This window comes from Picosynechococcus sp. PCC 11901 (genome assembly GCF_005577135.1).
Classification (GTDB): domain Bacteria; phylum Cyanobacteriota; class Cyanobacteriia; order Cyanobacteriales; family MRBY01; genus MRBY01.
On the sequence record NZ_CP040360.1, the window covers coordinates 838,969 to 860,581 of the forward strand.

Below are 21,613 nucleotides of genomic sequence, written 5' to 3' on the forward strand. Positions count from 1 at the left end.
TTTTAAAGCAGGATTGAGGCCCGTTCTGCCAATGGCGATCGTTCACCTTTGAGGAGGGTAATGTGACCGGCGATCGCCTCCTGTTTAAATTTTTCTACCACATAGGTCAGCCCATTACTGGACGCATCCACATAAGGATTATCAATCTGCTCGACGTCCCCGGTGAGGATAATCTTGGTGCCTTCCCCGGCCCTGGTCAAAATGGTTTTCACCTCGTGGGGCGTTAAATTTTGCGCCTCATCAACGATCAAAATTTGTCGAGGAATCGTGCGGCCTCGGATGTAGGTCAAGGGTTCGATTTGCAACAAGCCTAATTCCATCAGTTCCTCGTAGCCGTGCCGCCAGTGGCGCGGTTTATCTTTGAGGTCTTGGGTATTGAAAATCAGATCTAAGTTGTCGTAAAGGGGCTGCATCCAGGGGGTGAGTTTCTCTTTTATTTCCCCCGGCAGATAGCCCAAATCTTTGCCCATGGGCACAATGGGCCGTGAAATGAGCAGTTGATTATAAAGGCGTTCCCCGGCCACTTTCGCCACCCCAGCAGCGAGGGCCAGGAGAGTTTTACCCGTGCCCGCTTTCCCGACCAACGTCACCAGTTGAATCTCATCCTGTAGCAATAATTCCAAGGCAAATTTTTGTTCACGGTTGCGCGCTTGGATATTGGAAACCGGAGCTTTCGTTGCTTTATGGAGAGGCACCACCTGATGCTCGTCGCCGCGACAAATCCCCAGGGCAGTGTGGGTTGGCTTTAGGCGATCAACGAGGGTTACCGCCTGATTGAGAAAAAAGCTTTCGGGTAGGGTCACAGTTCCGTCTTGGTAAAATTTGGCGATCGCCTCTGCATCTACAAGAACTTCTGTTGTCCCCCCATAAAACTCATCGAGGTTGACCTTGCCCGTTTCATAATCTTCCGTAGTCAGGCCCAAAACCCCGGCTTTGATGCGCAGATTGGTGTCTTTGCTGACAAGCACTACCGGACATTGACAATTATTTTGTTCCGTTAGGGCCACCGCCAAGATTTCATTATCGCCAGAATCCCCTGCCAATTCCGTCGGCAAAGTTTCGAGAATTTCGGGTTTACAGAGGGCGACCCGCAGCAAGCCTCCCTGATCGAGGGTGATTCCCTGCACCAAAGATCCCCCATGGCTGAGGGCATCAAGGGTACGGGAAACTTGCCGGGCATTACGACCGATGGAATCGACTTGTTTTTTGAAGCGGTCTAATTCTTCAATAATCGTGATCGGCAAGACCACTTCGTTATCCGCAAAGGACAGCATCGCCTTGGGATCATGGAGCAGGACATTCGTATCCAGGACAAAGACTTTTTTCATAGAGATCTGCCAAAGGATCAATAGCTCATAGTTCTATCGTCCTCTCTTTGATCCCTCTAGGATTGATTTTGAAATAAAAATTCTCTTTACACTTAGAAAAAAAATCAATGATTACCAATAGAAAGTATCCAGAATCTCATTCTGGTAAGAGGTAAAAATGCTTGCAATGTCTTGGTCTAAAAAGAAAAAAACGCGTTTGTCTAGGGTCAAAATTTTGATGATGTGTTTGCGTTTGGCGATCGCCATTACAAGTTGAATGAATTTTCTCGATCTAGTTTGCCATCAATTACATGATACTTTTAAGAAAAAATTTCTTCTCGATTTTCGATGATTTCTACTATAACTTTCCCATTAGCCGTTACAGGATCAATTCGCCACATTTCAGAAAAGTTTATTTGACCTATTGATTTTTCATAATCTCCATCATCTGAAATAAGGACATCAGGCATACATCTCAAATCTACCAAGCCTGCTTGAATCAAGTTTTGCATCGCACTTCTTGATGTTTTTCTTTCTCCAATCAATCTTTCAGAATGACCAACTAAATTCTTTGGTGGCAGATCGTATGAGTAAAACAAAATCAAATCACTCAAATAATTCACGTTGACTTTGTTTATTGCAAGAATAAGCTCTTCATACTGTGGATACAATACAGCATTTTTCGGGCTAGTAAAGCGATAGCGAGTAAGATAAAGCTGTAATCTACCCAATCAAAATTTGCAGTGCGACCCTACTCTGTTGATTTACGCCAAAAAATTATTGACACCTATCTCGAAGGCAAACTATCACAGCGCCAAATTGCTGAGCAATTCCGGGTTGCCTACAGTTTCGTGCGTAAACTAACTAAGCAATATCGTGAAACAGGAGATATTCAACCCAAGCAGCGCCTCAAACAAACCCCCACTAAGAGACCATTTATAAAGTAAATCTTTAGGAAACTAGCCGACGCAACATCAGACGACTCATGGAAGCATAAATCCCTGCCTCCGACACTTCTGATAATTGCTCATAGTCTTTACTAAGGCGACGATAATAATTCAACCAACCAAATGTACGTTCAACAATCCAACGCTTCGGGAGTACCATGAATTCTTTACTGTTTCTACTAATCACTTCCACCTTGGCTTGCACCATTAACCAGAGACTTAAGGCAAAGCGTCCTCCTCGATATCCAGCATCTACCCACATCAACCGCAATCGCTTCAACATCTGCTGTTGCTGCTCCCTTAGCTCCATCACTGCAGCAAGGGCAAAGGTTCGTTCTGAGCTATTTCCCTCGGAGACTATCACTTTGTAAAGTAACCCTAAACTGTCGACTAGCAAGTTTCTCCGTCTTCCTTTGACCTGTTTCCCGCCATCGAAGCCATAGACATCGCCCTTTTTTCTGTCGTCTTGACCGATTGGCTATCGGCAATCAGGACGCTAGGTTCTGGGGTTTTCCCCACTGCTTGACGGCAGCGAGTCCGCAAAGCATGGTTGATGTTTTCCCAAACTCCCTGCCTCTGCCATTTGCGATAGTAGTAGTACACCGTGGAGGAGGGAGGAAAGTCCTTGGGCAGATAGGCCCATTGACAACCGGTTTTGAGGAGATAGAAAATCCCATTGCAGACCTGTCGCATATCAGTAGTACGTGGATGACCGCCGGACTTTGGAGCAGGAATCAAGGGTTCTAGTAAAGCCCATTCTGCATCGGTCAGGTCACTGGGGTAAGAAGCTTGAGACATTGGTGCTATTCTCCTGTGTCGTTACGCTTATGCTTGACCTTAACGACTTCACGGGCAAAAATCCTGTTCTCTTTATCTTTACTTTATAAACACCCTCTAAACTCAATGAGACTCAACTCATCACCCTGCAACAGCTAGTAAAGCAGCATAATGATGCAACCTTAGCCGAACTCTGTGACCTTCTCGAAGAAACCGTTGGCGTCAGGATTAGTGTGACCACAATGTTTCGGATGCTCCAAAAACTCAAGATAACCCTCAAAAAAAACACTGCATCCCGATGAGAAAGAAACAGAACGAGTACAGCAGCAACGATATGAATTTTGGCAACTGGTGCGGGAGATTTTAGTAAAAGACTTGATCTTTATTGATGAATCAGGGGTTGATTTAGCGCTGACTCGATTACGGGGTCGAGCACCCAGGGGAAAACGTGCCCATGGGAAACGTCCCAGCAAAAGGGGGAAACGAGTATCCATGATTAGTGCCATTAGTCTTGAGAAGGTACTGACCAATGTAAATCTACTGGGCAGTAGTGATGGTCTCACTTTTGAAGCTTTCATACATCGCCAGTTAGTACCTCAGTTATGGCAAGGAGCCTGTGTGATTATGGACAACTGCTCTATCCACAAGGGGAAAGCCATTAGGGACTGTATTGAAGCAGTTGGTGCAAGACTGATATTTCTTCCTCCATACTCGCCAGACTTTTCACCGATTGAGAATTGTTTCTCCAAAGTCAAAAGTATTTTACGTTCGTGGGGAGCCCGTACTTATCCAGAGCTCGCACAAGGGATTGAGGCCGCCTTCTCACAAGTATCAAGCCAAGACTTGCAGAATTGGTTTACCCATTGTTGCTACTCCGCCTCATAAGACCGAAAAACGCTGTATTTTGCCTTTGATTAGATATCCAAAGACTCGTCCAATTAATTCTGGTTTTCGGATATCATCAATTTGAGAAAGAAGTAAAAGTAAATTTTTTCCGACACGCTGTCTAAATTGTTCTTGATTTTCTAGTCTATTTAAAAATGTTTGCTTATCAACCTCAGAGATACTAATAAGCGGCTTGCAAAATCGCTTAAGATTTTTTTGAAATTGATAATCGCTCCACGTTTTTGGTGCTTTGATTGCGGCTAATAGAAGAGAGAATCCCGGAATATCTTTGAAAACACCATCTTTGAGCAATGAATCCAGAGCGAATTCTCCGAGTGATTCTACCAATGAATTTTCCAGTAAATTTTGCGTAGGAGCCAACTCATGTTTATTGCTTACAGAGTTGTTATTTTCTGGTGTCGGATTCATAAATGAACAAACTTAAATAAATTGTTTATATGCCTAGTCAGACTCTTTCTGAATGTATTCTTGCAAGGTATTCTCTGCATCAGCAGATCAATTATAAAAGCCGCTAAACAAGCCGATTAAGGGATCTTTTTTCTCAGAAGTACTATGGAATGTATTCAATTCACTTGGAGAAGTACCTTGGGGATAGCGCTGTTTGAGGAAAACAACAAAATCTAGTAAAAAATCCTGCGCTTCCTCCGATAATCTCTCAATTGCTCAGTGTAGTCGCTTTGTTTTTGTCATGGTTAAATTGTGTTTAGAAAAGAAAATAACGTTGCGCCATGGGTAAAACAGTGGCCGGTTCACAGACCAGTAATTCCCCATCGGCCCGCACATGGTAGGTTTCGGGATCTACTTCCATTTTAGGCAGGTAATCATTTAACTTCAGATCGCGCTTCGTCAGGTTGCGGCAGTTGGCAACGGGTAAAACGGTTCTCTGGAGACCCAATCGCGTCGCCACATCCGCGTCCATGGCTGCTTGGGAAACAAAGGTGAAGGCGGTGGATTGCATTGATTTCCCAAAATTGGCGAACATTGGCCGCATGTGGATTGGTTGCGGTGTGGGGATGCTGGCGTTAGGATCGCCCATCTGGGCGTAGGCGATCGCCCCCCCTTTGATCACCAGTTCTGGTTTGACCCCAAAGAAAGCGGGTTTCCAGAGACAGAGATCGGCGTATTTTCCTTCCTCAATGGAGCCAACATAATTGGAAATGCCGTGGGTGATCGCTGGGTTAATTGTGTATTTGGCAACGTAGCGTTTAATGCGAAAATTGTCGTTATCTCCACTGTCCTGGGCCAGAGCGCCCCGCTGAACTTTCATCTTATGGGCCGTCTGCCAGGTGCGAATGATTGTTTCCCCAACGCGCCCCATGGCCTGGGAATCTGAGGAAATCATGCTAAAGGCTCCCAGGTCATGCAAAATATCTTCGGCGGCAATGGTTTCCCGACGGATGCGCGACTCGGCAAAGGCGACATCTTCAGGGATACTGCGATCGAGGTGATGGCAAACCATCAACATATCCAGGTGTTCTTCTAGGGTGTTGAGGGTGTAGGGACGGGTCGGGTTTGTCGAAGATGGCAATACATTCGCTTCACCACAGACTTTGATAATGTCCGGTGCGTGGCCGCCCCCAGCCCCCTCGGTGTGGTAGGTGTGGATGACGCGATTTTTAAAGGCGGCGATCGTATCTTCCACAAAACCCGCTTCATTGAGGGTATCGGTGTGAATTGCGACTTGCACATCAAATTGATCGGCGACCGAAAGACAATTGTCGATGGCGGCGGGGGTTGTCCCCCAGTCTTCATGGAGTTTGAGGCCGATTACCCCGGCACGAACCTGTTCAATCAGTCCTTCTGGTTTGGCACTGTTGCCCTTCCCTGTAAATCCTAAATTTATTGGAAACCCTTCGGCGGCTTCGAGCATCCGAGAAATGTGCCATTCTCCAGGGGTACAAGTGGTCGCATTGGTGCCCGTAGCTGGGCCAGTGCCGCCACCAATCATTGTGGTAATCCCAGAGGCGATCGCCACTTCGATTTGTTGGGGACAAATAAAATGCACGTGGCTATCGATGCCCCCAGCGGTAAGGATATGGCCTTCACCGGCGATCGCCTCCGTGCCGGGGCCAATAATAATGTCGATATTGTCTTGGATGTCAGGGTTGCCAGCTTTGCCGATTTTGTGAATTTTGCCATCTTTGATGCCGACATCGGCCTTGACGATGCCCCACCAGTCCACGATCAGCGCATTGGTGATTACGGTATCCACCGCCCCATCAGCACGCGTCACGGCAGACTGTCCCATACCATCGCGGATCACCTTCCCGCCCCCGAATTTCACCTCATCCCCATAGGTGGTGAAATCCTGTTCCACTTCCAGCCACAGTTCCGTATCTGCCAAGCGCAGGCGATCGCCCACCGTGGGGCCATAGGTTTCTGCATAGGCACGGCGCGACATCCGGTAACTCATGGGGACTCCTTCTTGCGTTGAGGCTCAAATTCTTCAGTCCAGATTACCCCATCTCCCAAGCCCCGAACCGTAGCTGAGACAACTTGTTAGATCAGCGATATTTCACCCGCAAACTTCAGGATTTGAACTTTCATTACCCAAAGTGATGGCGGGGTTCTTTTTCCCTTGGGGAGGCGCTACCTTAAACGAAAAAATAGCAAGCAATACGCCCCCATGGATTTAACCTGCCCGCTTCCCTTACAAAATACTTCCCATGTACTGTTAGCCCATGGCGGCGGTGGCAAACTGATGCAAGACCTCATCGACAAAATGTTTGCCACGGTCTTTGGTGAGCCTTGCACGAGCCATGATGCGGCGGCCTTACCAGTATCGGCGGAGAAACTCGCGTTTACGACGGATTCCTATGTGGTGCAGCCCCTCTTTTTTCCGGGGGGAGACATTGGCAAATTAGCGATTTACGGCACGGTGAATGATCTGGCGATGGCGGGAGCGCGTCCTTTGTACCTTAGTGTGGGCTTTATTTTAGAAGAAGGCTTACCCTTAGAAACCCTCTGGCGGGTGGTGGTCTCGATGCAGCAGGCGGCCCAGGCAGTCGGCGTACAGATCGTCACGGGAGATACGAAGGTGGTGGAGCTGGGTAAGGGGGATGGTCTGTTTATCAACACATCAGGCATTGGCATTATTGAATCTGGGCTTAATATTCAACCAAAGGCGATCGCCCCTGGGGATGCGATTTTAGTCAGCGGAGATCTCGGTCGCCATGGCATCGCGATTATGGCCCAGCGGGAAGGGTTAGCCTTTGAAAGTCCCATTGAAAGTGACTGTGCCCCCTTGGTGGAGCCGGTACAGGATTTGTTAAAAGCAGAGATTGAAATCCATTGTTTACGGGATATCACGCGGGGCGGGCTAGGGGCGGTCTTGAATGAGTTGGCGATCGCCGCTGGATATCAGTTTAAAGTCCATGGCAATCAAATTCCTGTAATTGAAGCGGTGCGCGGGGCTTGTGAAATTTTTGGCTTTGACCCGGTACATATCGCCAATGAGGGCCGCTTTGTGGCGATTTTGCCAGCAGCAAAGGCGGCGGAAGGCCTAGCGATTTTGCAGCACCACAACCCCAACGCCCGTCAAATTGGTCTCGTGACAACCCAAAACTGTGGGGAACAACATTTGGCGATCGCCCCCGTGATTGTAGAGAATGATCTGGGAGTAACACGCATTTTAGAACGTCTGAGTGGTGAACAATTACCGCGAATTTGTTAAGTATTTTTTGTACATTGATTAAAATTATTAACTGTCAAATTCCCTGGAATTAAACAACAAAATAATTGTTTTATAGCGCGATCAAATTTATCTTAATTCGCAAAAAGCTGATGCTAATTTTTATACAATCAAGGTTCGTTTGTAAGACTTAACATTTTAGAGAAAAAGCTTAAATTTTTCTGTAGAATTCTGAGGTTTCAAGGCGTTTAATTGATCCTTGGGATTAATCCTTTTTAAGATGAAAGCAAAGGCGATCGCCGCCTGATTTTTATTGTCATTTGAGACGATTACCATGGCCATTTCCCATGCGGTTCCTGCGGATAAACGTTTTCGGGTGCTGGAAGTCGCCATGAAACGGAATCAATATCGCCAAGATACCCTGATCGAGATTCTGCACAAGGCCCAGGAAGTCTTTGGTTACCTCGAAGATGAGGTGCTTGAATATGTGGCGCGGGGGTTAAAACTGCCCCTCAGTCGAGTGTACGGGGTGGCGACGTTTTATCATTTATTTTCCTTAAAACCGAAGGGGAAACATACTTGCGTCGTGTGTTTGGGGACGGCGTGCTATGTGAAAGGCTCCCAAGAACTCCTCGATAAAATTGATGAAACCCTCCACATTAAGCCGGGGGAAACGACTCCGGATGATCAAATTTCGCTAGTGACGGCGCGATGTATTGGGGCCTGTGGCATTGCGCCAGCGGTGGTTTATGACGATGAGGTGTGCGGCAAACAGAACGCCGATCAGGTGATGGCAAGGTTGCGGCAGTTGTCTGAGGGGAGTTGACGGGGATCAGGGATCAGAATTTCGGTGTTTTATTTGTAGGCAGGATTTGCGGGAAAGATGACAGATTTAGCGGAATTATTTGAAATTGCTGAAGCGGAACAGGATAGCCACACAAAAATTCAGATTCGCTGTTGTACGGCGGCGGGTTGTATGTCCTCTGGGAGTTTGGCGGTAAAAGAAGAGATTGAGAAACGGATTAAAGAAAAAAATTTGGGCGATCGCCTGGAGGTGGTTCCCGTCGGTTGCATGAAACTCTGTGGGTTTGCGCCGTTGGTGGATGTGAGCGAAGAGACTTGTTTTCAGCAGGTGATGCCAGAAGTTGCCCCAGAGATCGTCGATGTAGCATTGGGGGAAACGCCCTCGAATAAGCTGGAAATTTGCGATCGCCAAGCGCCATTTTTCACGTTACAAAAACCCGTGGTGCTAGAAAATAGCGGCAAAATTGACCCCGAACGGATTGAAGCGTACATCGCGCGGGGCGGCTATCGGCAACTGTACCAAGTGCTCGAAGATATGACCTCGATGGAAGTGGTGGAGGAAATTACCCAGAGCGGGCTACGGGGGCGCGGTGGCGGCGGCTATCCCACGGGGTTGAAATGGGCGACCGTCGCGAAAATGCCTGGCGATCAAAAATATATTGTCTGCAATGCCGACGAGGGGGATCCGGGGGCCTTTATGGATCGGGCGGTGCTCGAAAGTGACCCCCACCGCGTCCTCGAAGGGATGGCGATCGCCGGCTATGCCGTGGGCGCAAATCACGGATATATTTACATTCGGGCCGAATATCCCCTCGCGATCCAACGCCTCGAAAAAGCAATCAAACAAGCCAAAAGTAAAGGTTTACTCGGTAGTCAGATTTTTAATTCCCCCTTCAATTTCACCATCGACATCCGCATTGGCGCAGGGGCATTCGTTTGTGGCGAAGAAACCGCCCTGATTGCCTCCATCGAAGGCGGACGGGGAACCCCCAGACCTAGACCCCCCTACCCCGCCCAGTCTGGACTGTGGGGACATCCCACCCTAATTAATAATGTCGAAACCTACGCCAACATCGTCCCGATTATCCGCGAAGGGGCAGACTGGTTTAGCAGCATCGGCACCGAAAAAAGCAAAGGCACAAAAGTGTTTGCCCTCACCGGAAAAGTGACCAACAACGGCTTAATCGAAGTGCCAATGGGAACCCCTGTCCGGCAAATTGTCGAGCAAATGGGCGGTGGCATCCCCGACGGCGGCACAGTCAAATCTGTCCAAACCGGAGGGCCCTCCGGCGGTTGTATTCCGGCGAACTACCTTGATACGCCCATCGAATATGATTCCTTGATCAAACTCGGCACAATGATGGGTTCCGGCGGCATGATCGTCATGGACGAAGCCACTAGCATGGTTGATGTGGCGAAGTTTTACATGGAATTTTGCCAGTGCGAATCCTGCGGTAAATGTATCCCCTGCCGTGCCGGAACGGTGCAGATGTCGGGACTGTTAAGCAAAATGCTCAAGGGACAAGCTGAACCCAAAGATATCAAGCTGCTCGAACAACTTTGTCACATGGTCAAGGAAGCAAGTTTATGTGGGTTGGGACAGAGTGCGCCCAATCCAATTTTGAGTACCCTGCGTTATTTCCGTGATGAGTACGAGTCCCTCGTGGCGGGTAATACCGATTAAATTTTTTTAAAATTCCCATGCAGTCCTTACAGAGAGAACCTTAAGCACAATCGCAAAACTATGGCAGTTAAAACCTTAACGATAAATGATCAGCTAATCAGCGCCCGCGCTGGGGAAACGATCCTCGAAGCCGCCCGTGATGCGGGGATTCACATTCCGACCCTGTGTCATCTGGAGGGGGTGTCCGATGTGGGAGCTTGTCGCCTCTGTCTCGTGGAAATTGAGGGGAGTAATAAACTCCAACCCGCCTGTGTGACGGAGGTGATGGAGGGAATGGTCGTCCAGACCCACACAGAAAAATTAGAAGAATATCGTCGGATGACGGTGGAATTGCTCTTCGCGGAAGGGAACCATGTTTGTGCCGTCTGTGTGGCGAATGGTAATTGTGAGTTGCAGGATATGGCGGTAGAGGTGGGGATGGATCATTCGCGCTTTCCGTACCAATATCCAAAACGGGAGGTGGATATTTCCCATAAGCAATTTGGCATTGACCATAATCGCTGTATCCTTTGCACCCGCTGTGTTCGGGTCTGTGATGAGATCGAGGGGGCACACGTCTGGGATGTATCTAATCGGGGCGGTGAATCAAAAATTGTCTCCGGTTTAAATCAGCCTTGGGGTGAGGTGGATGCCTGTACGAGTTGTGGCAAATGTGTGGATGCTTGTCCAACGGGATCGATTTTCCGCAAGGGAGCCACCGTAGGCAGTAAACTCGGCGATCGCCAAAAACTAGACTTTTTAATTACCGCACGTACAAAAGGGGAGTGGACAAGATAATGGCGCAAGAAACCCAACAAAAAATTCGGTTTGCAACAATTTGGTTGGCGGGTTGTTCCGGCTGCCACATGTCATTTTTAGACCTCGATGAATTTTTAATTGAGTTAACAAAATATGTAGATGTGGTCTTTAGTCCCGTCGGTTCCGATGTCAAAGATTACCCTGAAAATGTCGATGTTTGTCTCATTGAAGGGGCTGTTGCGAACCAAGAAAATTTGGAATTATTAGAAAAAGTTCGTCAAAATACCAAGCTATTAATTGCCTTTGGGGACTGTGCCGTAACGACCAATGTTACAGGAATTCGCAATCAAAAGGGAGATGCCCAAACCATTTTAGAACGGGGCTATAAAGAACTCACCGAAGAACACCAATTACCCCAACAAATTACCGGAGGAATTTTGCCGCCCTTATTACCCAGAGTTTTGCCCATCCATGAAGTCGTTGATATCGATTTATTCCTCCCCGGTTGCCCCCCCGATGCCGACCGAATTAAAGCGGCGATCGCCCCCTTATTAGAAGGAAAATTGCCGGAAATGGAAGGGCGAGAAATGATCAAATTCGGCTAGATTTTATGTCCCAAACATTTGCCATGCTGACTGCCGCCGATATCATGAATCCCAATGTGGTGACCATCAAAGGTTTAGCGACCATTGCCAGTGCCACCCAATGTATGCGAGTGAATAAAACCCGTATATTAATAGTTGATCGTCGCCATGTTCACGATGCCTACGGCATTTTGACCGCCACTGATATCGTCAGTAAAGTGATCGCCTATGGTCATGATCCAAGGGCAATACGGGTCTATGAAATTATGACCAAACCTTGTATTTTCGTGAGTCCCGATCTGGCGGTTGAATATGTTGCCCGCCTATTTAGTCAATGGAATTTGCACAGTGCCCCCGTCATGACTGACAAACTTTTAGGGATAATTACCGTTGAAGATTTAATTAGCAAAAGTGATTTTTTAGAACGTCCCAAAGAACTGTTATTTGCCGCAGAAATGCAAGCCGCCATTCAACAAGCAAAATTAATCTGTCAAGAAAAAGGACATGATTCGAGTGACTGTATTCAAGCATGGGCAATGGTGGAAGAACTACAAGCTGAAACCGCCTACCAACAATCCCAAAAAGTAGATAAAACTGCCCTTGAAGAATATTTAGAAAAAAATCCAGAAGCCATCGATCATTTAATGGTTGACAATTGGTGTAGTGGTTAACAGTCATAATTCGTTAAAATAAAAACTATTTTAATCAACACATTTTTAGCGTTCGCTTGAAAAATCATCTAGGAGTAAAAAATGTCTAAAACAATCATTATTGATCCCGTGACTCGCATCGAAGGAGATGCCAAAATTTCCATTTACCTAGATGATCAAGGAGAAGTGCATGAAGCCCGTTTTCATGTCGGGGAATTTCGGGGGTTTGAGAAATTTTGTGAAGGCCGTCCTTTCTGGGAAATGCCTGCCTTAACGTCCCGAATCTGTGGTATTTGTCCCGTCAGTCACCTAATTTCATCCTCAAAAACAGGCGATCAATTATTAGCTGTAAAGATTCCTGTTGGGGCAGAAAAATTACGGCGGATGATTAATCTTGCTCAGATTACCCAATCCCATGCTCTCAGTTTTTTCCACCTTAGTAGTCCTGATTTGATTTTCGGTTGGGATGGCGATCCAAAAACGAGAAATGTATTTGGTTTAATTGCCGCTGATCCTGATTTGGCACGGGGTGGAATTCGTTTAAGAAAATTTGGACAGGACATTATTAAAATTCTTGGGAGCCAAAAAGTTCACCCCGCCTGGTCAATCCCTGGTGGCGTGCGATCGCCGTTAACAAAAGAAGGACAAACTTATATTAAAGAGGGTTTGCCAGAAGCAAAAAATACCGTTAAAAATGCCCTGAGTTTATTTAAAAAAATTCTTGATTCCCATCAGGAAGAAGTGGCAGTTTTTGGCAATTTTCCGAGCCTTTATCTGGGCTTAGTGGGCGAGTCCGGCGCGTGGGAACATTATGGCGGCATTTTGCGGATGATCGATAACCACGGCAATATTGTGGGCGATCGCCTTAATCCGAACAATTACCGTGAATTTTTGGGGGAAAAATTACAGGAAGATTCCTACTTAAAATCCCCCTATTACAAACTTTTTGGCGAAACAGGGGTGTATCGTGTCGGGCCTTTAGCACGGTTAAATATTTGCGAACATTTTGGCACCGAAGCTGCCGATCAAGAACTGATTGAATATCGACAACGGCACGGCAGAATTGTGCAGGCTTCCTTTGTTTATCACCATGCCAGACTGATTGAAATATTAGGTTCCCTCGAAAGAATTGAGCGGATGATTGATGATCCCGATTTATTTTCTAATCGTTTACAAGCAGAGGCGGGGGTGAATCAAACCGAAGCTGTTGGCGTGAGTGAAGCACCACGGGGAACCCTTTTTCATCATTATCAAGTGGATGAAAATGGACTGCTCAAAAAGATAAATTTAGTGATTGCGACAGGACAAAATAACTTTGCGATCAACCGCACTGTGACCCAAATTGCCAAACATTATATTCACGGTGAAACTGTTGCAGAAGGCATTTTAAATCGGGTGGAAGCTGGGGTTAGAAATTATGATCCTTGTTTAAGTTGTTCGACCCATGCCGCCGGACAAATGCCGATAATTTTACAATTAATTTCCCCTGATGGTTCCATTGTCAAAGAAATTCGTCGTGATAGTTAATGAAACAGACTCTAATTATTGGTTATGGTAATACCTTACGTTCTGACGACGGGGCAGGACAAAAGGTTGCGGAAGCTTTTTTTGATCAGGAAAAGATAAAGGCGATCGCCACCCATCAACTCACCCCTGAATTAGTGGAAGATTTGGTACAAGTGGAGCGCGTTTATTTTATCGATGCGGCTCCCGTTGAAACCGTAATGATTAAACCTATTCAACGGGGAGATAATGAACACAATTTTGGACATTTTATTGACCCCAAAAGCCTTTTGAATTTAGCCCAAGAAATTTATCATTATGTGCCCGATGCTTACTTAGTTTTAATCCCTGCCCAAGATTTCAAACTGGGGGAAAACTATTCTGATATAACCCAAAAAGCAATCGAAACAGCGATTCATCTTTTGCAAGAACGACTCACACCATGCATGAAGTAGCCATTATGACAGAAACCGTGGCGATCGCCTGTGCCTCAGCCGAGAAACAAAATGCCGCCAAAATTTTAAACTTGACCATGCGAATTGGGGCAATCAGTAGTGTTGTTCCTGAAGCCCTGAGTTTTGCCTTTGAGGCGGTGGCAAGCGGAACTCTTGCCGAACAGGCTAAACTGATCATTGAAACGGTTCCTGTGACCTGTTACTGTGCCCAATGCGATCGCCCCTTTATACCCCCTAATTTATTTTATGAATGTCCGTTATGCAGTAGTTTAAGTCAACATATTTTAAGTGGTAAAGAAGTCGAATTAAAATCATTAGAGGTGATTTAAATTATGTGTGGAAATTGCGGTTGTAACGCTGTTGAAAAACCTGTGGAAATTCATACCCACGCCCATGATCATTCCCACGGGCATCATGACCATCATCACCCCCATGACCATGAACATCACCATCACCATGATCACAATGGGAACCATAGCCATGCCATTGATATTAATCAATCTATTTTTGCAAAAAATGATCGTCTAGCTGAGCGTAATCGCGGCTATTTTTTGGCGAAAGATTTATTTGTTATTAATGTCGTTTCAAGTCCCGGATCAGGGAAAACGGCATTATTAGAACGCACCATTAAGCAATTAAAAAATAAACTGAATTCAGCCGTCATCGTGGGCGATTTAGAAACGGATAACGATGCCCAACGGCTGCGAAAAAATAATATTCCGATTGCCCAAATTACTACAGGAACTCTTTGTCATCTTGATGCAGAAATGGTCTTGAATGCGGCAAGAAAAATCTCCCTTAATGATGCCAATCTATTAATCATTGAAAATGTGGGTAATTTAGTTTGTCCCGCTGCCTATGACCTCGGTGAAAACCAAAGAATTGTCCTACTTTCCACAACTGAAGGGGAAGATAAACCCTTAAAATATCCGACGATGTTTAAGTCCGCTGATGTCGTCATTATTAACAAAATTGATATTGCTGAAGTTGTTGGTTTTGACCGTAATTTGGCATTAGAAAATATCAAAAAAATGTGTCCCCAAGCAGAAGTTTTTGAACTATCGGCGCGCACAGGGGAGGGCATGGATAACTGGTCAAACTATCTTCAAAGCCAGTATCAAATGATTGTTGGGCAACCTGTATTAATTCCTTGAATTTCTTGTGAAACAACGGTTACACCTAGAGATTCAAGGTACGGTGCAGGGGGTTGGTTTTCGTCCCTTTGTTTACCAATTAGCGACAGCACTCAATTTATTTGGTTGGGTGAATAACTCGGCTGCGGGGGTTACTATTGAAGTAGAAGGTGGGCGATCGCTTTTAAATTTATTTCTCGAAAAACTGCAAACAGAGTTGCCCCCCCATGCCAAAATTGATGCTTTAAAATATCAATATTTGGAGCCTATTGGGTTTAAAAAGTTTGAAATTCATGCCAGTCAAACTGGGGAAAAAATAGCGATTGTTTTGTCCGATTTGGCTACCTGTTCTGAATGCATTGCAGAAATTTTTGCCCCCCAAAATCGCCGTTATCAATATCCTTTTACGAACTGCACCCATTGCGGCCCCCGCTATAGCATTATTGAAACCCTGCCCTACGATCGCCCCCTAACGTCAATGGCAGATTTTCCGATGTGTGCCGACTGTCAACGGGAATACGAAGACCCCGGCGATCGCCGTTTCCATGCCCAACCCAACGCCTGCCCAATTTGTGGCCCTAAACTTGAATTTTTGAGTCATTGCCAAGGGCAAGAAAATACAAATCAATCACCTTTAGAGGCAGCAATTCAATATATTCGTGATGGAAAAATTGTCGCCCTAAAAGGCTTAGGCGGATTTCAGTTATTAGTCGATGCCAGAAATAACAAAGCAGTACAACAATTGCGAGATCGGAAACAACGTCCTGATAAACCCTTTGCAGTGATGTATCCTGATTTGCCGTCCATTAAAAATGATTGTTTTCTGCCACAATTAGAAGAAGAATTTTTGACTTCCCAAGCCAGTCCGATTGTTTTATTACAGAAGAAAAAAGAATTTAATCTTGCTGAAAATGTTGCGCCGCACAATCCGAATTTAGGAGTAATGTTGCCCTATACTCCGCTACACCATTTGTTATTAAAAGGCCTGAATTTTCCAGTCATTGCAACCAGTGGTAACCGCAGTGATGAACCCATTTGCATTGAGGAAACTGAAGCGCTAGAGAGGCTCAAAAATATTGCCGATGGCTTTTTAATTCATAATCGCCGAATTTTGCGTCCGGTGGATGATTCAGTGGTGCAAGTGATGAACAATACGCCTATAATTTTGCGGCGATCGCGGGGCTATGCGCCAGAGCCACTCACCTTAAAACGAACGCTCTCGAAAAGTGTTTTGGCAATGGGGGCACATCTAAAAAATATGGTGGCGATCGCCCAAAAAAATCGTATTTTTCTAAGTCAGCATATTGGTGATCTATCCAATCAATTAACACTGCAAGCGATGGAAAAAACATTGCAGAAATTAAGTCAAATTTATGACTTTCAACCTGATATTATTGCCTGTGATTTACATCCTGATTACCTCTCTACTCAATACGCTAAAAATCTCGCGCAGAAACTGAATATTTCTTTGATTTCAGTGCAGCACCACCATGCCCATATATATGCTTGTATGGCGGAACATCAGCTTGAATCGCCGCTGTTAGGTGTGGCTTGGGATGGGACGGGATATGGCGAAGATGGCACAATTTGGGGCGGTGAGTTTTTCTGGGTGACAAAACAGGGTTGTGAAAAAATTGCCCACTTTAAACCGTTTCCGTTACCGGGGGGAGATCAAGCGAGTCGAGAACCCCGTCGCAGTGCTTTAGGTTTGTTGTCTCAACTCTATGATTTGCAGGTATTGAAAAAGTTAAATTTACCCACAATTCAGGCTTTTTCTGCAACAGAATTGGAATTGCTTTTATTAATGTTTAAAAAAGACATTAATACACCATTCACTTCTAGTGTTGGACGCTTATTTGATGGGGTTGCCTCTCTGCTTGATTTAAGGCAAAGTGAAAGTTTTGAAGGACAGGCAGCGATGGCTTTAGAATTTTCAATTGATGGTTTGCAAATACCAGATTTTTATCAGTTTCAATACACAAAAAATGATTCAATCTTAGAGATTGATAGTCGTGGTATATTTCAGGGTATTATTCAGGATTTGCAAAATGACTTGCCTAAAAATTTTATTGCGGCAAAATTTCACAATACCTTGGTAGAAATTATTTTTGCTATTTATCTGCATACCCTTAAGCTTGGTTTTAATTCTCGAAAAAATATTGTCTTAGCGGGGGGCTGTTTTCAAAATAAATATTTATTAGAGCAAACGATCCAAAAGTTGAAATCTAGCGGGGCAAATGTCTATTACCCACAGAAATTTCCGCCCAATGATGGGGCGATCGCCTTGGGGCAGATTATGGTGGTTGCTGGACAAGCGATCTGATTTTTACTGTTGGAAAATCATCCAGAAGAGCCTCAACAAAAAGCTTAATAAAAAAACTTAAAACTAATAACATCAAGGCGAAAAATTCGTTAGGATAAACAGTAGCCAATCCAATCAAAATATTGCGAAAATATGTGCCTTGCTGTGCCGGGAAAAATTTTAGAAATTACAGGGGATGACCCCCTTTTTAAAATGGGTCGCGTTAGTTTTAGCGGTGTGGTGCGGGAGGTGAGCCTCGCCTATGTGCCGGAAGCCCAAGTGGGGGATTATGCAGTGGTTCACGCGGGGTTTGCCCTGAGTGTTTTGGATGAAGTGGCGGCAACAGAAACCCTTGCCACTTTGGCGGAAATGGAGTCCTTTGCAGGGGGGATAGTGAATGAAATTTGTAGATGAATTTCGCGATCCCGCAGCGGTTCAGAAATATGTGCAGGTGATCGCCGCCCTTGTGACCCGTCCATGGACAATCATGGAGATCTGCGGCGGACAAACCCACAGCATCGTTAAATACGGTATCGATCAACTGCTGCCCCCCGAAATTACCTTGATTCATGGCCCCGGTTGTCCGGTTTGTGTCACTCCCGCTGAACTGATTGATCAGGCGATCGCCCTGGCTCAGTTGCCCGATGTGGTGTTATGTTCCTTCGGTGATATGTTGCGCGTGCCGGGGACGAGTCTCGATTTGCTTGCGGTGAAGGCGCGGGGGGCAGCCGTAAAAATGGTTTATTCCCCCCTCGATGCCCTGAAAATGGCCCAGGAAAATCCCGATAAACAGGTGATTTTTTTTGCGGTGGGCTTTGAAACGACCGCACCGACGACGGCGATGGCAGTCTACCAAGCCGCCAAATTAGGACTAACCAATTTTTCCCTCTTGGTCGCCCATGTGTTAGTGCCGCCGGCGATGGAAGTGATTTTGTCCGCCCCGGATCGAACCATTCAGGGTTTTTTGCTCGCGGGTCACGTCTGCACGGTGATGGGTTATCAACCATACGAGGCGATCGCCGAAAATTACCAAATCCCCCTGATCGTGACGGGGTTTGAACCCTTGGATATTGTGCAGGGGATTTATCTCTGCGTGAAACAGTTGGAGGAAGGGCGATCGCATATCGAAAATCAATACCGTCGCGTCGTCCAAGCCGCAGGGAATGCCACGGCCCAGCAATTAGTGACCGAAATTTTTGCAACTGTGCCCCGCACTTGGCGCGGGATTGGTGAAATTCCCCAGAGTGGTCTCGGTTTGCGCGAAAAATATGCCGCCTTTGATGCCTCTCGCAAATTTAAGCTAAATTTGACGCATTTCCAGCCCCAGGCACCTTCTTCTTGTATCAGTGGCGAAATTCTGCAAGGTCGAAAAAAACCCAAGCAATGTCCCGCCTTTGGTACAACCTGCACCCCAGAACGTCCCCTTGGTGCGCCGATGGTCTCCTCCGAGGGAGCCTGTGCTGCCTATTACCGTTACGGCTAAATTTCCCTTGGCGATGACATCAGAGAATAAGGAAAATTTAACGACGTCGCCTGGATTTTTTACGGGGCGATCGCCAAAACGTTTGCCAAGCCGTCTGGAATCCCGTCCAAGTGCTACGTCCCCCCCGTTGCACCTGTTGAATTTGTCGTTGGGTGTGCTTCAGTCCTTTTTCTGTCTGCTGGAGAATCCCCCGTGCACTTTTAAAACTGGCTTCGAGTTCATCGGTTAATTCGGTAATATCTCCCCCCGTACGCCGGAGGGCATCGAGGGTGCGCGGTAGTTCTCGGTTGAGGGTATCGAGGAGTTTTTCTGCGCTACGGGCCGCCCGTCCCAGTTCCAAAAAGGCCGGGAAAGCAGCGGCGAGGACAGCGGTAAGGCTGAGGGCAACGAGCAAAAAAGACAGGAGTAACCAAAAAAGGGGATCTTGCACTGTAAATGAAACGGTTTAATTTTGGGACGGGTCAATCTCTTGGACAGGAAGGAGTTCCTCTTCTTCGGCATCGAGGCGTTGGGCTTCGGTTTGGCTCGCTTCAATCCCAGCGGCGATCGCCTCCTGTAACCGTTGCAGGGTATCTTCCCAATTGCGACGGGCCGTTTCCGAGAGTTGATCAGCGTGGAGTTGTAGACTATCCGAGAGATCCTCCGCCAGTTCTGGCAACGCTTCGAGGGATTTTTTGAGAATTTTTCGGGTATCTTTACCAGAGCGCGGTGCGAATAATAAACCGGCGATCGCCCCCACAGCGCCCCCAATGAGCACACCGCCCACAAAGGCCCCACCATTTCGCTCAGCCATACTAAAGTTCTCCCATTACACAAATCGCCTCCATTGTAGTATTCAACCCGGCTTCTACTAAAACCGATGAAAATTGTTCTCCAACGGGTGCAACAATCCCACGTCAGCGTCAATCAGCACATTGTCGGCCAAATCAACCAAGGCTTAACGCTCCTTGTCGGCATTTCCCCCACCGACACCGACGCCGAATTACAGTGGCTCGCCCGCAAATGCCTTGATCTGCGCCTCTTTCCGGATCCTGAGGGCAATCCCTGGCAAGCCTCGATCCAAGATATCCAAGGGGAAATCCTTGTGGTTAGTCAATTTACCCTCTATGGCGACTGTCGTAAGGGCCGACGACCATCCTTTAGTGGTTCTGCCAAACCAGATCAAGCTGAACAGATTTACGAAAAATTTGTGGCTTTCTTGCGCCAAAGTGGGCTGAAGATCGAAACCGGACAATTTGGTGCCATGATGCAGGTGGAAATCAGCAACGATGGCCCCGTGACCCTCCTCCTAGAGCGCGAAGCTAAACCCGCCTGAACTGGCCTCAAATTTCAGTAAAGTTTTCCCCCAGGTTTTTACGAGAAATATGGCTTTGTAAAGCAGTGGGCAATATTGAGATACAAATATTAAAAGTTTGGCGATCGCCGTTTCAGTTCCCCCACGCAAAAGGCGATCGCCCCATGGCATAAGCCTTTGCCCAATTCAGCCCTCCCGTACTGCTTGCCCAATTCCCAGGACAAATTCCCCCCGACGAATTCCCCTGAAATTAAGGGAAAAGAACGATAGTAAGATTTTCAACAAGCAGTTAACGTGATGAATTTCCGCCAAAGCATAGAATCATGACAGATCAACAAAAAACAGCGATCATTACTGGTGCCTCGTCCGGGGTCGGACTCTATGGGGCCAAAGCCCTCGCCGATAAAGGCTGGCATGTGGTCATGGCCTGCCGCAACCTCGAAAAAACCGAGCGAGTCGCCAAAGAAGTTGGTATTCCCGAAGCCAGTCGGACGATCATGAACCTTGATCTCGCTGATTTCGATAGCGTCCGTAAATTCGTCGCCGATTTTCGGGCAACGGGTAAAACCCTAAACTCCCTAGTTTGTAATGCGGCGGTTTATCTGCCCCTCGCCAAGGAACCCCAACGCAACAAAGACGGTTATGAACTGTGCGTTGCCACCAACCATTTGGGTCATTTCCTGCTCTGCAATCTGATGTTGGAAGACCTCAAAAATTCCCCCGCTGCAGACAAACGCCTTGTGATTCTCGGCACTGTCACCGCGAACCCGAAGGAAGTAGGCGGTAAAATTCCCATTCCTGCGCCCCCCGACCTTGGCGATCTCCAGGGAATGGCCGCTGGTTTTAAGCCCCCTGTTGCCATGATCGACGGCAAAATCTTTAAACCCGGTAAAGCTTACAAAGACAGCAAACTCTGCAATATTCTCACCATGCGGGAACTCCACAACCGCTATCACAAAGACACCGGGATTATCTTCAATTCCTTCTATCCGGGTTGCGTTGCCGAAACGGGCCTCTTTAGAAATCACTATGGTCTATTTCGGAAGATCTTCCCTTGGTTCCAAAAAAATATCACCGGGGGTTATGTCACTGAAGAAGTGGCCGGAGAACGTCTCGCTAAAGTTGTTGCGGATTCTGGCTTCGATGTATCTGGTGTTTACTGGAGTTGGGGAAACCGCCAACAGCAAGGACGGGAAGCCTTTATGCAAGAAGTTTCTGATGAAGCTCTCGATGACAACAAAGCAGATGTCCTTTGGGATCTCAGCGCCAAGTTAGTGGGGATGCCGGCCTAATTTCTATCCTGATTCCTATTCCTTAAGAGAGTAATTTAATTGTTAACATCTCCCATCAAGGGAGATTTTTTTTCTCACGAAATATTCTCCCTTGCCTATATTTTTAGGGTTTAAAGTCGCGTA

General features: G+C 46.6%; 26 protein-coding genes. 19 read left to right on the forward strand and 7 right to left on the reverse strand.

Annotated features, from left to right (window positions below; translation table 11 throughout):
* Positions 1-2 precede the first annotated feature (2 nt).
* On the reverse strand, positions 3-1,328 hold the full coding sequence (locus FEK30_RS05000; RefSeq protein ID WP_138072134.1) for a PhoH family protein: 1,326 nt from the start codon (positions 1,326-1,328) through the stop codon (positions 3-5).
* A 299-nt stretch (positions 1,329-1,627) separates the two neighbouring features.
* A complete protein-coding gene (locus FEK30_RS05005) occupies positions 1,628-2,038 on the reverse strand; it encodes a hypothetical protein (RefSeq protein WP_138072136.1) in 411 nt (136 codons plus the stop codon).
* 12 nt (positions 2,039-2,050) lie between these two features.
* Here FEK30_RS05005 and FEK30_RS05010 point away from each other — a divergent pair, with 12 nt between their 5' ends.
* A complete protein-coding gene (locus FEK30_RS05010; protein ID WP_220094739.1) occupies positions 2,051-2,254 on the forward strand; it encodes a helix-turn-helix domain-containing protein in 204 nt (67 codons plus the stop codon).
* A gap of 4 nt (positions 2,255-2,258) precedes the next feature.
* Here the strand turns inward: FEK30_RS05010 and FEK30_RS05015 are convergent.
* A protein-coding gene (locus FEK30_RS05015) for an IS5 family transposase (RefSeq protein WP_138072138.1) occupies positions 2,259-3,052 on the reverse strand; the annotation gives its coding sequence in 2 pieces (ribosomal slippage) (positions 2,259-2,719 and positions 2,719-3,052; 795 coding nt in all).
* A gap of 125 nt (positions 3,053-3,177) precedes the next feature.
* On the opposite strand from FEK30_RS05015, the gene FEK30_RS17290 reads away from it, so the two are divergent.
* Positions 3,178-3,333 (forward strand): winged helix-turn-helix domain-containing protein, encoded by a 156-nt coding sequence (locus tag FEK30_RS17290; protein ID WP_397429008.1) that lies wholly within the window; start codon positions 3,178-3,180, stop codon positions 3,331-3,333.
* Entirely contained in the window at positions 3,320-3,916 is a 597-nt protein-coding gene (locus FEK30_RS05025; RefSeq protein ID WP_030008364.1) for an IS630 family transposase, read from the forward strand. The genes FEK30_RS17290 and FEK30_RS05025 overlap by 14 nt, the downstream gene beginning before the upstream one ends.
* On the opposite strand, the gene FEK30_RS05030 is transcribed toward FEK30_RS05025, so the two are convergent.
* Together FEK30_RS05030 and ureC are read right to left on the reverse strand one after the other, a co-directional pair.
* Positions 3,911-4,345: a hypothetical protein gene (locus FEK30_RS05030; protein ID WP_138072140.1), complete on the reverse strand. Its 435-nt coding sequence runs from the start codon at positions 4,343-4,345 to the stop codon at positions 3,911-3,913. The two genes, FEK30_RS05025 and FEK30_RS05030, sit on opposite strands and share 6 nt — an antisense overlap.
* Positions 4,346-4,640: 295 nt before the next feature.
* Entirely contained in the window at positions 4,641-6,350 is a 1,710-nt protein-coding gene (gene ureC, locus FEK30_RS05035) for an urease subunit alpha (protein ID WP_138072142.1), read from the reverse strand.
* 213 nt (positions 6,351-6,563) lie between these two features.
* Here ureC and hypE point away from each other — a divergent pair, with 213 nt between their 5' ends.
* From hypE to hypD, 14 genes are all read left to right on the forward strand, one after another.
* Positions 6,564-7,610, forward strand: coding sequence for a hydrogenase expression/formation protein HypE (hypE, locus tag FEK30_RS05040; RefSeq protein WP_138072144.1), 1,047 nt, complete (start codon positions 6,564-6,566; stop codon positions 7,608-7,610).
* Between the two features lie 292 nt (positions 7,611-7,902).
* Positions 7,903-8,394: a bidirectional hydrogenase complex protein HoxE gene (gene hoxE / locus FEK30_RS05045; protein WP_012305832.1), complete on the forward strand. Its 492-nt coding sequence runs from the start codon at positions 7,903-7,905 to the stop codon at positions 8,392-8,394.
* Positions 8,395-8,451: 57 nt separating this feature from the next.
* Positions 8,452-10,056 (forward strand): NADH-quinone oxidoreductase subunit NuoF, encoded by a 1,605-nt coding sequence (gene nuoF, locus FEK30_RS05050; RefSeq protein ID WP_138072146.1) that lies wholly within the window; start codon positions 8,452-8,454, stop codon positions 10,054-10,056.
* A 60-nt stretch (positions 10,057-10,116) separates the two neighbouring features.
* Positions 10,117-10,833 (forward strand): bidirectional hydrogenase complex protein HoxU, encoded by a 717-nt coding sequence (gene hoxU / locus FEK30_RS05055; protein ID WP_138072148.1) that lies wholly within the window; start codon positions 10,117-10,119, stop codon positions 10,831-10,833.
* Positions 10,833-11,399, forward strand: coding sequence for an NADH-quinone oxidoreductase subunit B family protein (locus FEK30_RS05060; protein ID WP_138072150.1), 567 nt, complete (start codon positions 10,833-10,835; stop codon positions 11,397-11,399). The genes hoxU and FEK30_RS05060 overlap by 1 nt, the downstream gene beginning before the upstream one ends.
* 23 nt (positions 11,400-11,422) lie before the next feature.
* Entirely contained in the window at positions 11,423-12,049 is a 627-nt protein-coding gene (locus FEK30_RS05065; RefSeq protein WP_138073749.1) for a CP12 domain-containing protein, read from the forward strand.
* 81 nt (positions 12,050-12,130) lie between these two features.
* Entirely contained in the window at positions 12,131-13,555 is a 1,425-nt protein-coding gene (locus FEK30_RS05070; protein ID WP_138072152.1) for a Ni/Fe hydrogenase subunit alpha, read from the forward strand.
* Entirely contained in the window at positions 13,555-13,986 is a 432-nt protein-coding gene (locus FEK30_RS05075) for a hydrogenase maturation protease (RefSeq protein ID WP_138072154.1), read from the forward strand. The genes FEK30_RS05070 and FEK30_RS05075 overlap by 1 nt, the downstream gene beginning before the upstream one ends.
* Positions 13,974-14,315: a hydrogenase maturation nickel metallochaperone HypA gene (gene hypA / locus FEK30_RS05080; RefSeq protein WP_138072156.1), complete on the forward strand. Its 342-nt coding sequence runs from the start codon at positions 13,974-13,976 to the stop codon at positions 14,313-14,315. The genes FEK30_RS05075 and hypA overlap by 13 nt, the downstream gene beginning before the upstream one ends.
* A gap of 7 nt (positions 14,316-14,322) precedes the next feature.
* Positions 14,323-14,514, forward strand: coding sequence for a hypothetical protein (locus FEK30_RS17055; RefSeq protein WP_255448032.1), 192 nt, complete (start codon positions 14,323-14,325; stop codon positions 14,512-14,514).
* Complete coding sequence (gene hypB / locus FEK30_RS05085; protein ID WP_255448010.1) at positions 14,490-15,140, forward strand: hydrogenase nickel incorporation protein HypB; 651 nt, start codon at positions 14,490-14,492, stop codon at positions 15,138-15,140. The genes FEK30_RS17055 and hypB overlap by 25 nt, the downstream gene beginning before the upstream one ends.
* A gap of 7 nt (positions 15,141-15,147) precedes the next feature.
* Entirely contained in the window at positions 15,148-17,442 is a 2,295-nt protein-coding gene (gene hypF / locus FEK30_RS05090) for a carbamoyltransferase HypF (RefSeq protein ID WP_138072160.1), read from the forward strand.
* Between the two features lie 132 nt (positions 17,443-17,574).
* On the forward strand, positions 17,575-17,835 hold the full coding sequence (locus FEK30_RS05095) for a HypC/HybG/HupF family hydrogenase formation chaperone (protein ID WP_045441432.1): 261 nt from the start codon (positions 17,575-17,577) through the stop codon (positions 17,833-17,835).
* Positions 17,819-18,904: a hydrogenase formation protein HypD gene (hypD, locus tag FEK30_RS05100; RefSeq protein WP_138072162.1), complete on the forward strand. Its 1,086-nt coding sequence runs from the start codon at positions 17,819-17,821 to the stop codon at positions 18,902-18,904. Before FEK30_RS05095 ends, hypD begins: the two co-directional genes overlap by 17 nt.
* Positions 18,905-18,941: 37 nt before the next feature.
* Here hypD and FEK30_RS05105 read toward each other — a convergent pair whose 3' ends face one another.
* Both FEK30_RS05105 and FEK30_RS05110 read right to left on the reverse strand, forming a co-directional pair.
* Positions 18,942-19,334 (reverse strand): hypothetical protein, encoded by a 393-nt coding sequence (locus FEK30_RS05105; protein WP_012305844.1) that lies wholly within the window; start codon positions 19,332-19,334, stop codon positions 18,942-18,944.
* 15 nt (positions 19,335-19,349) lie between these two features.
* Positions 19,350-19,697, reverse strand: a complete 348-nt coding sequence (locus tag FEK30_RS05110; RefSeq protein ID WP_012305845.1) for a YtxH domain-containing protein — start codon at positions 19,695-19,697, stop codon at positions 19,350-19,352.
* Between the two features lie 66 nt (positions 19,698-19,763).
* On the opposite strand from FEK30_RS05110, the gene dtd reads away from it, so the two are divergent.
* Positions 19,764-20,219 (forward strand): D-aminoacyl-tRNA deacylase, encoded by a 456-nt coding sequence (dtd, locus tag FEK30_RS05115; RefSeq protein WP_012305846.1) that lies wholly within the window; start codon positions 19,764-19,766, stop codon positions 20,217-20,219.
* Positions 20,220-20,521: 302 nt separating this feature from the next.
* A complete protein-coding gene (locus tag FEK30_RS05120) occupies positions 20,522-21,490 on the forward strand; it encodes a protochlorophyllide reductase (protein WP_138072164.1) in 969 nt (322 codons plus the stop codon).
* Positions 21,491-21,613 lie beyond the last annotated feature (123 nt).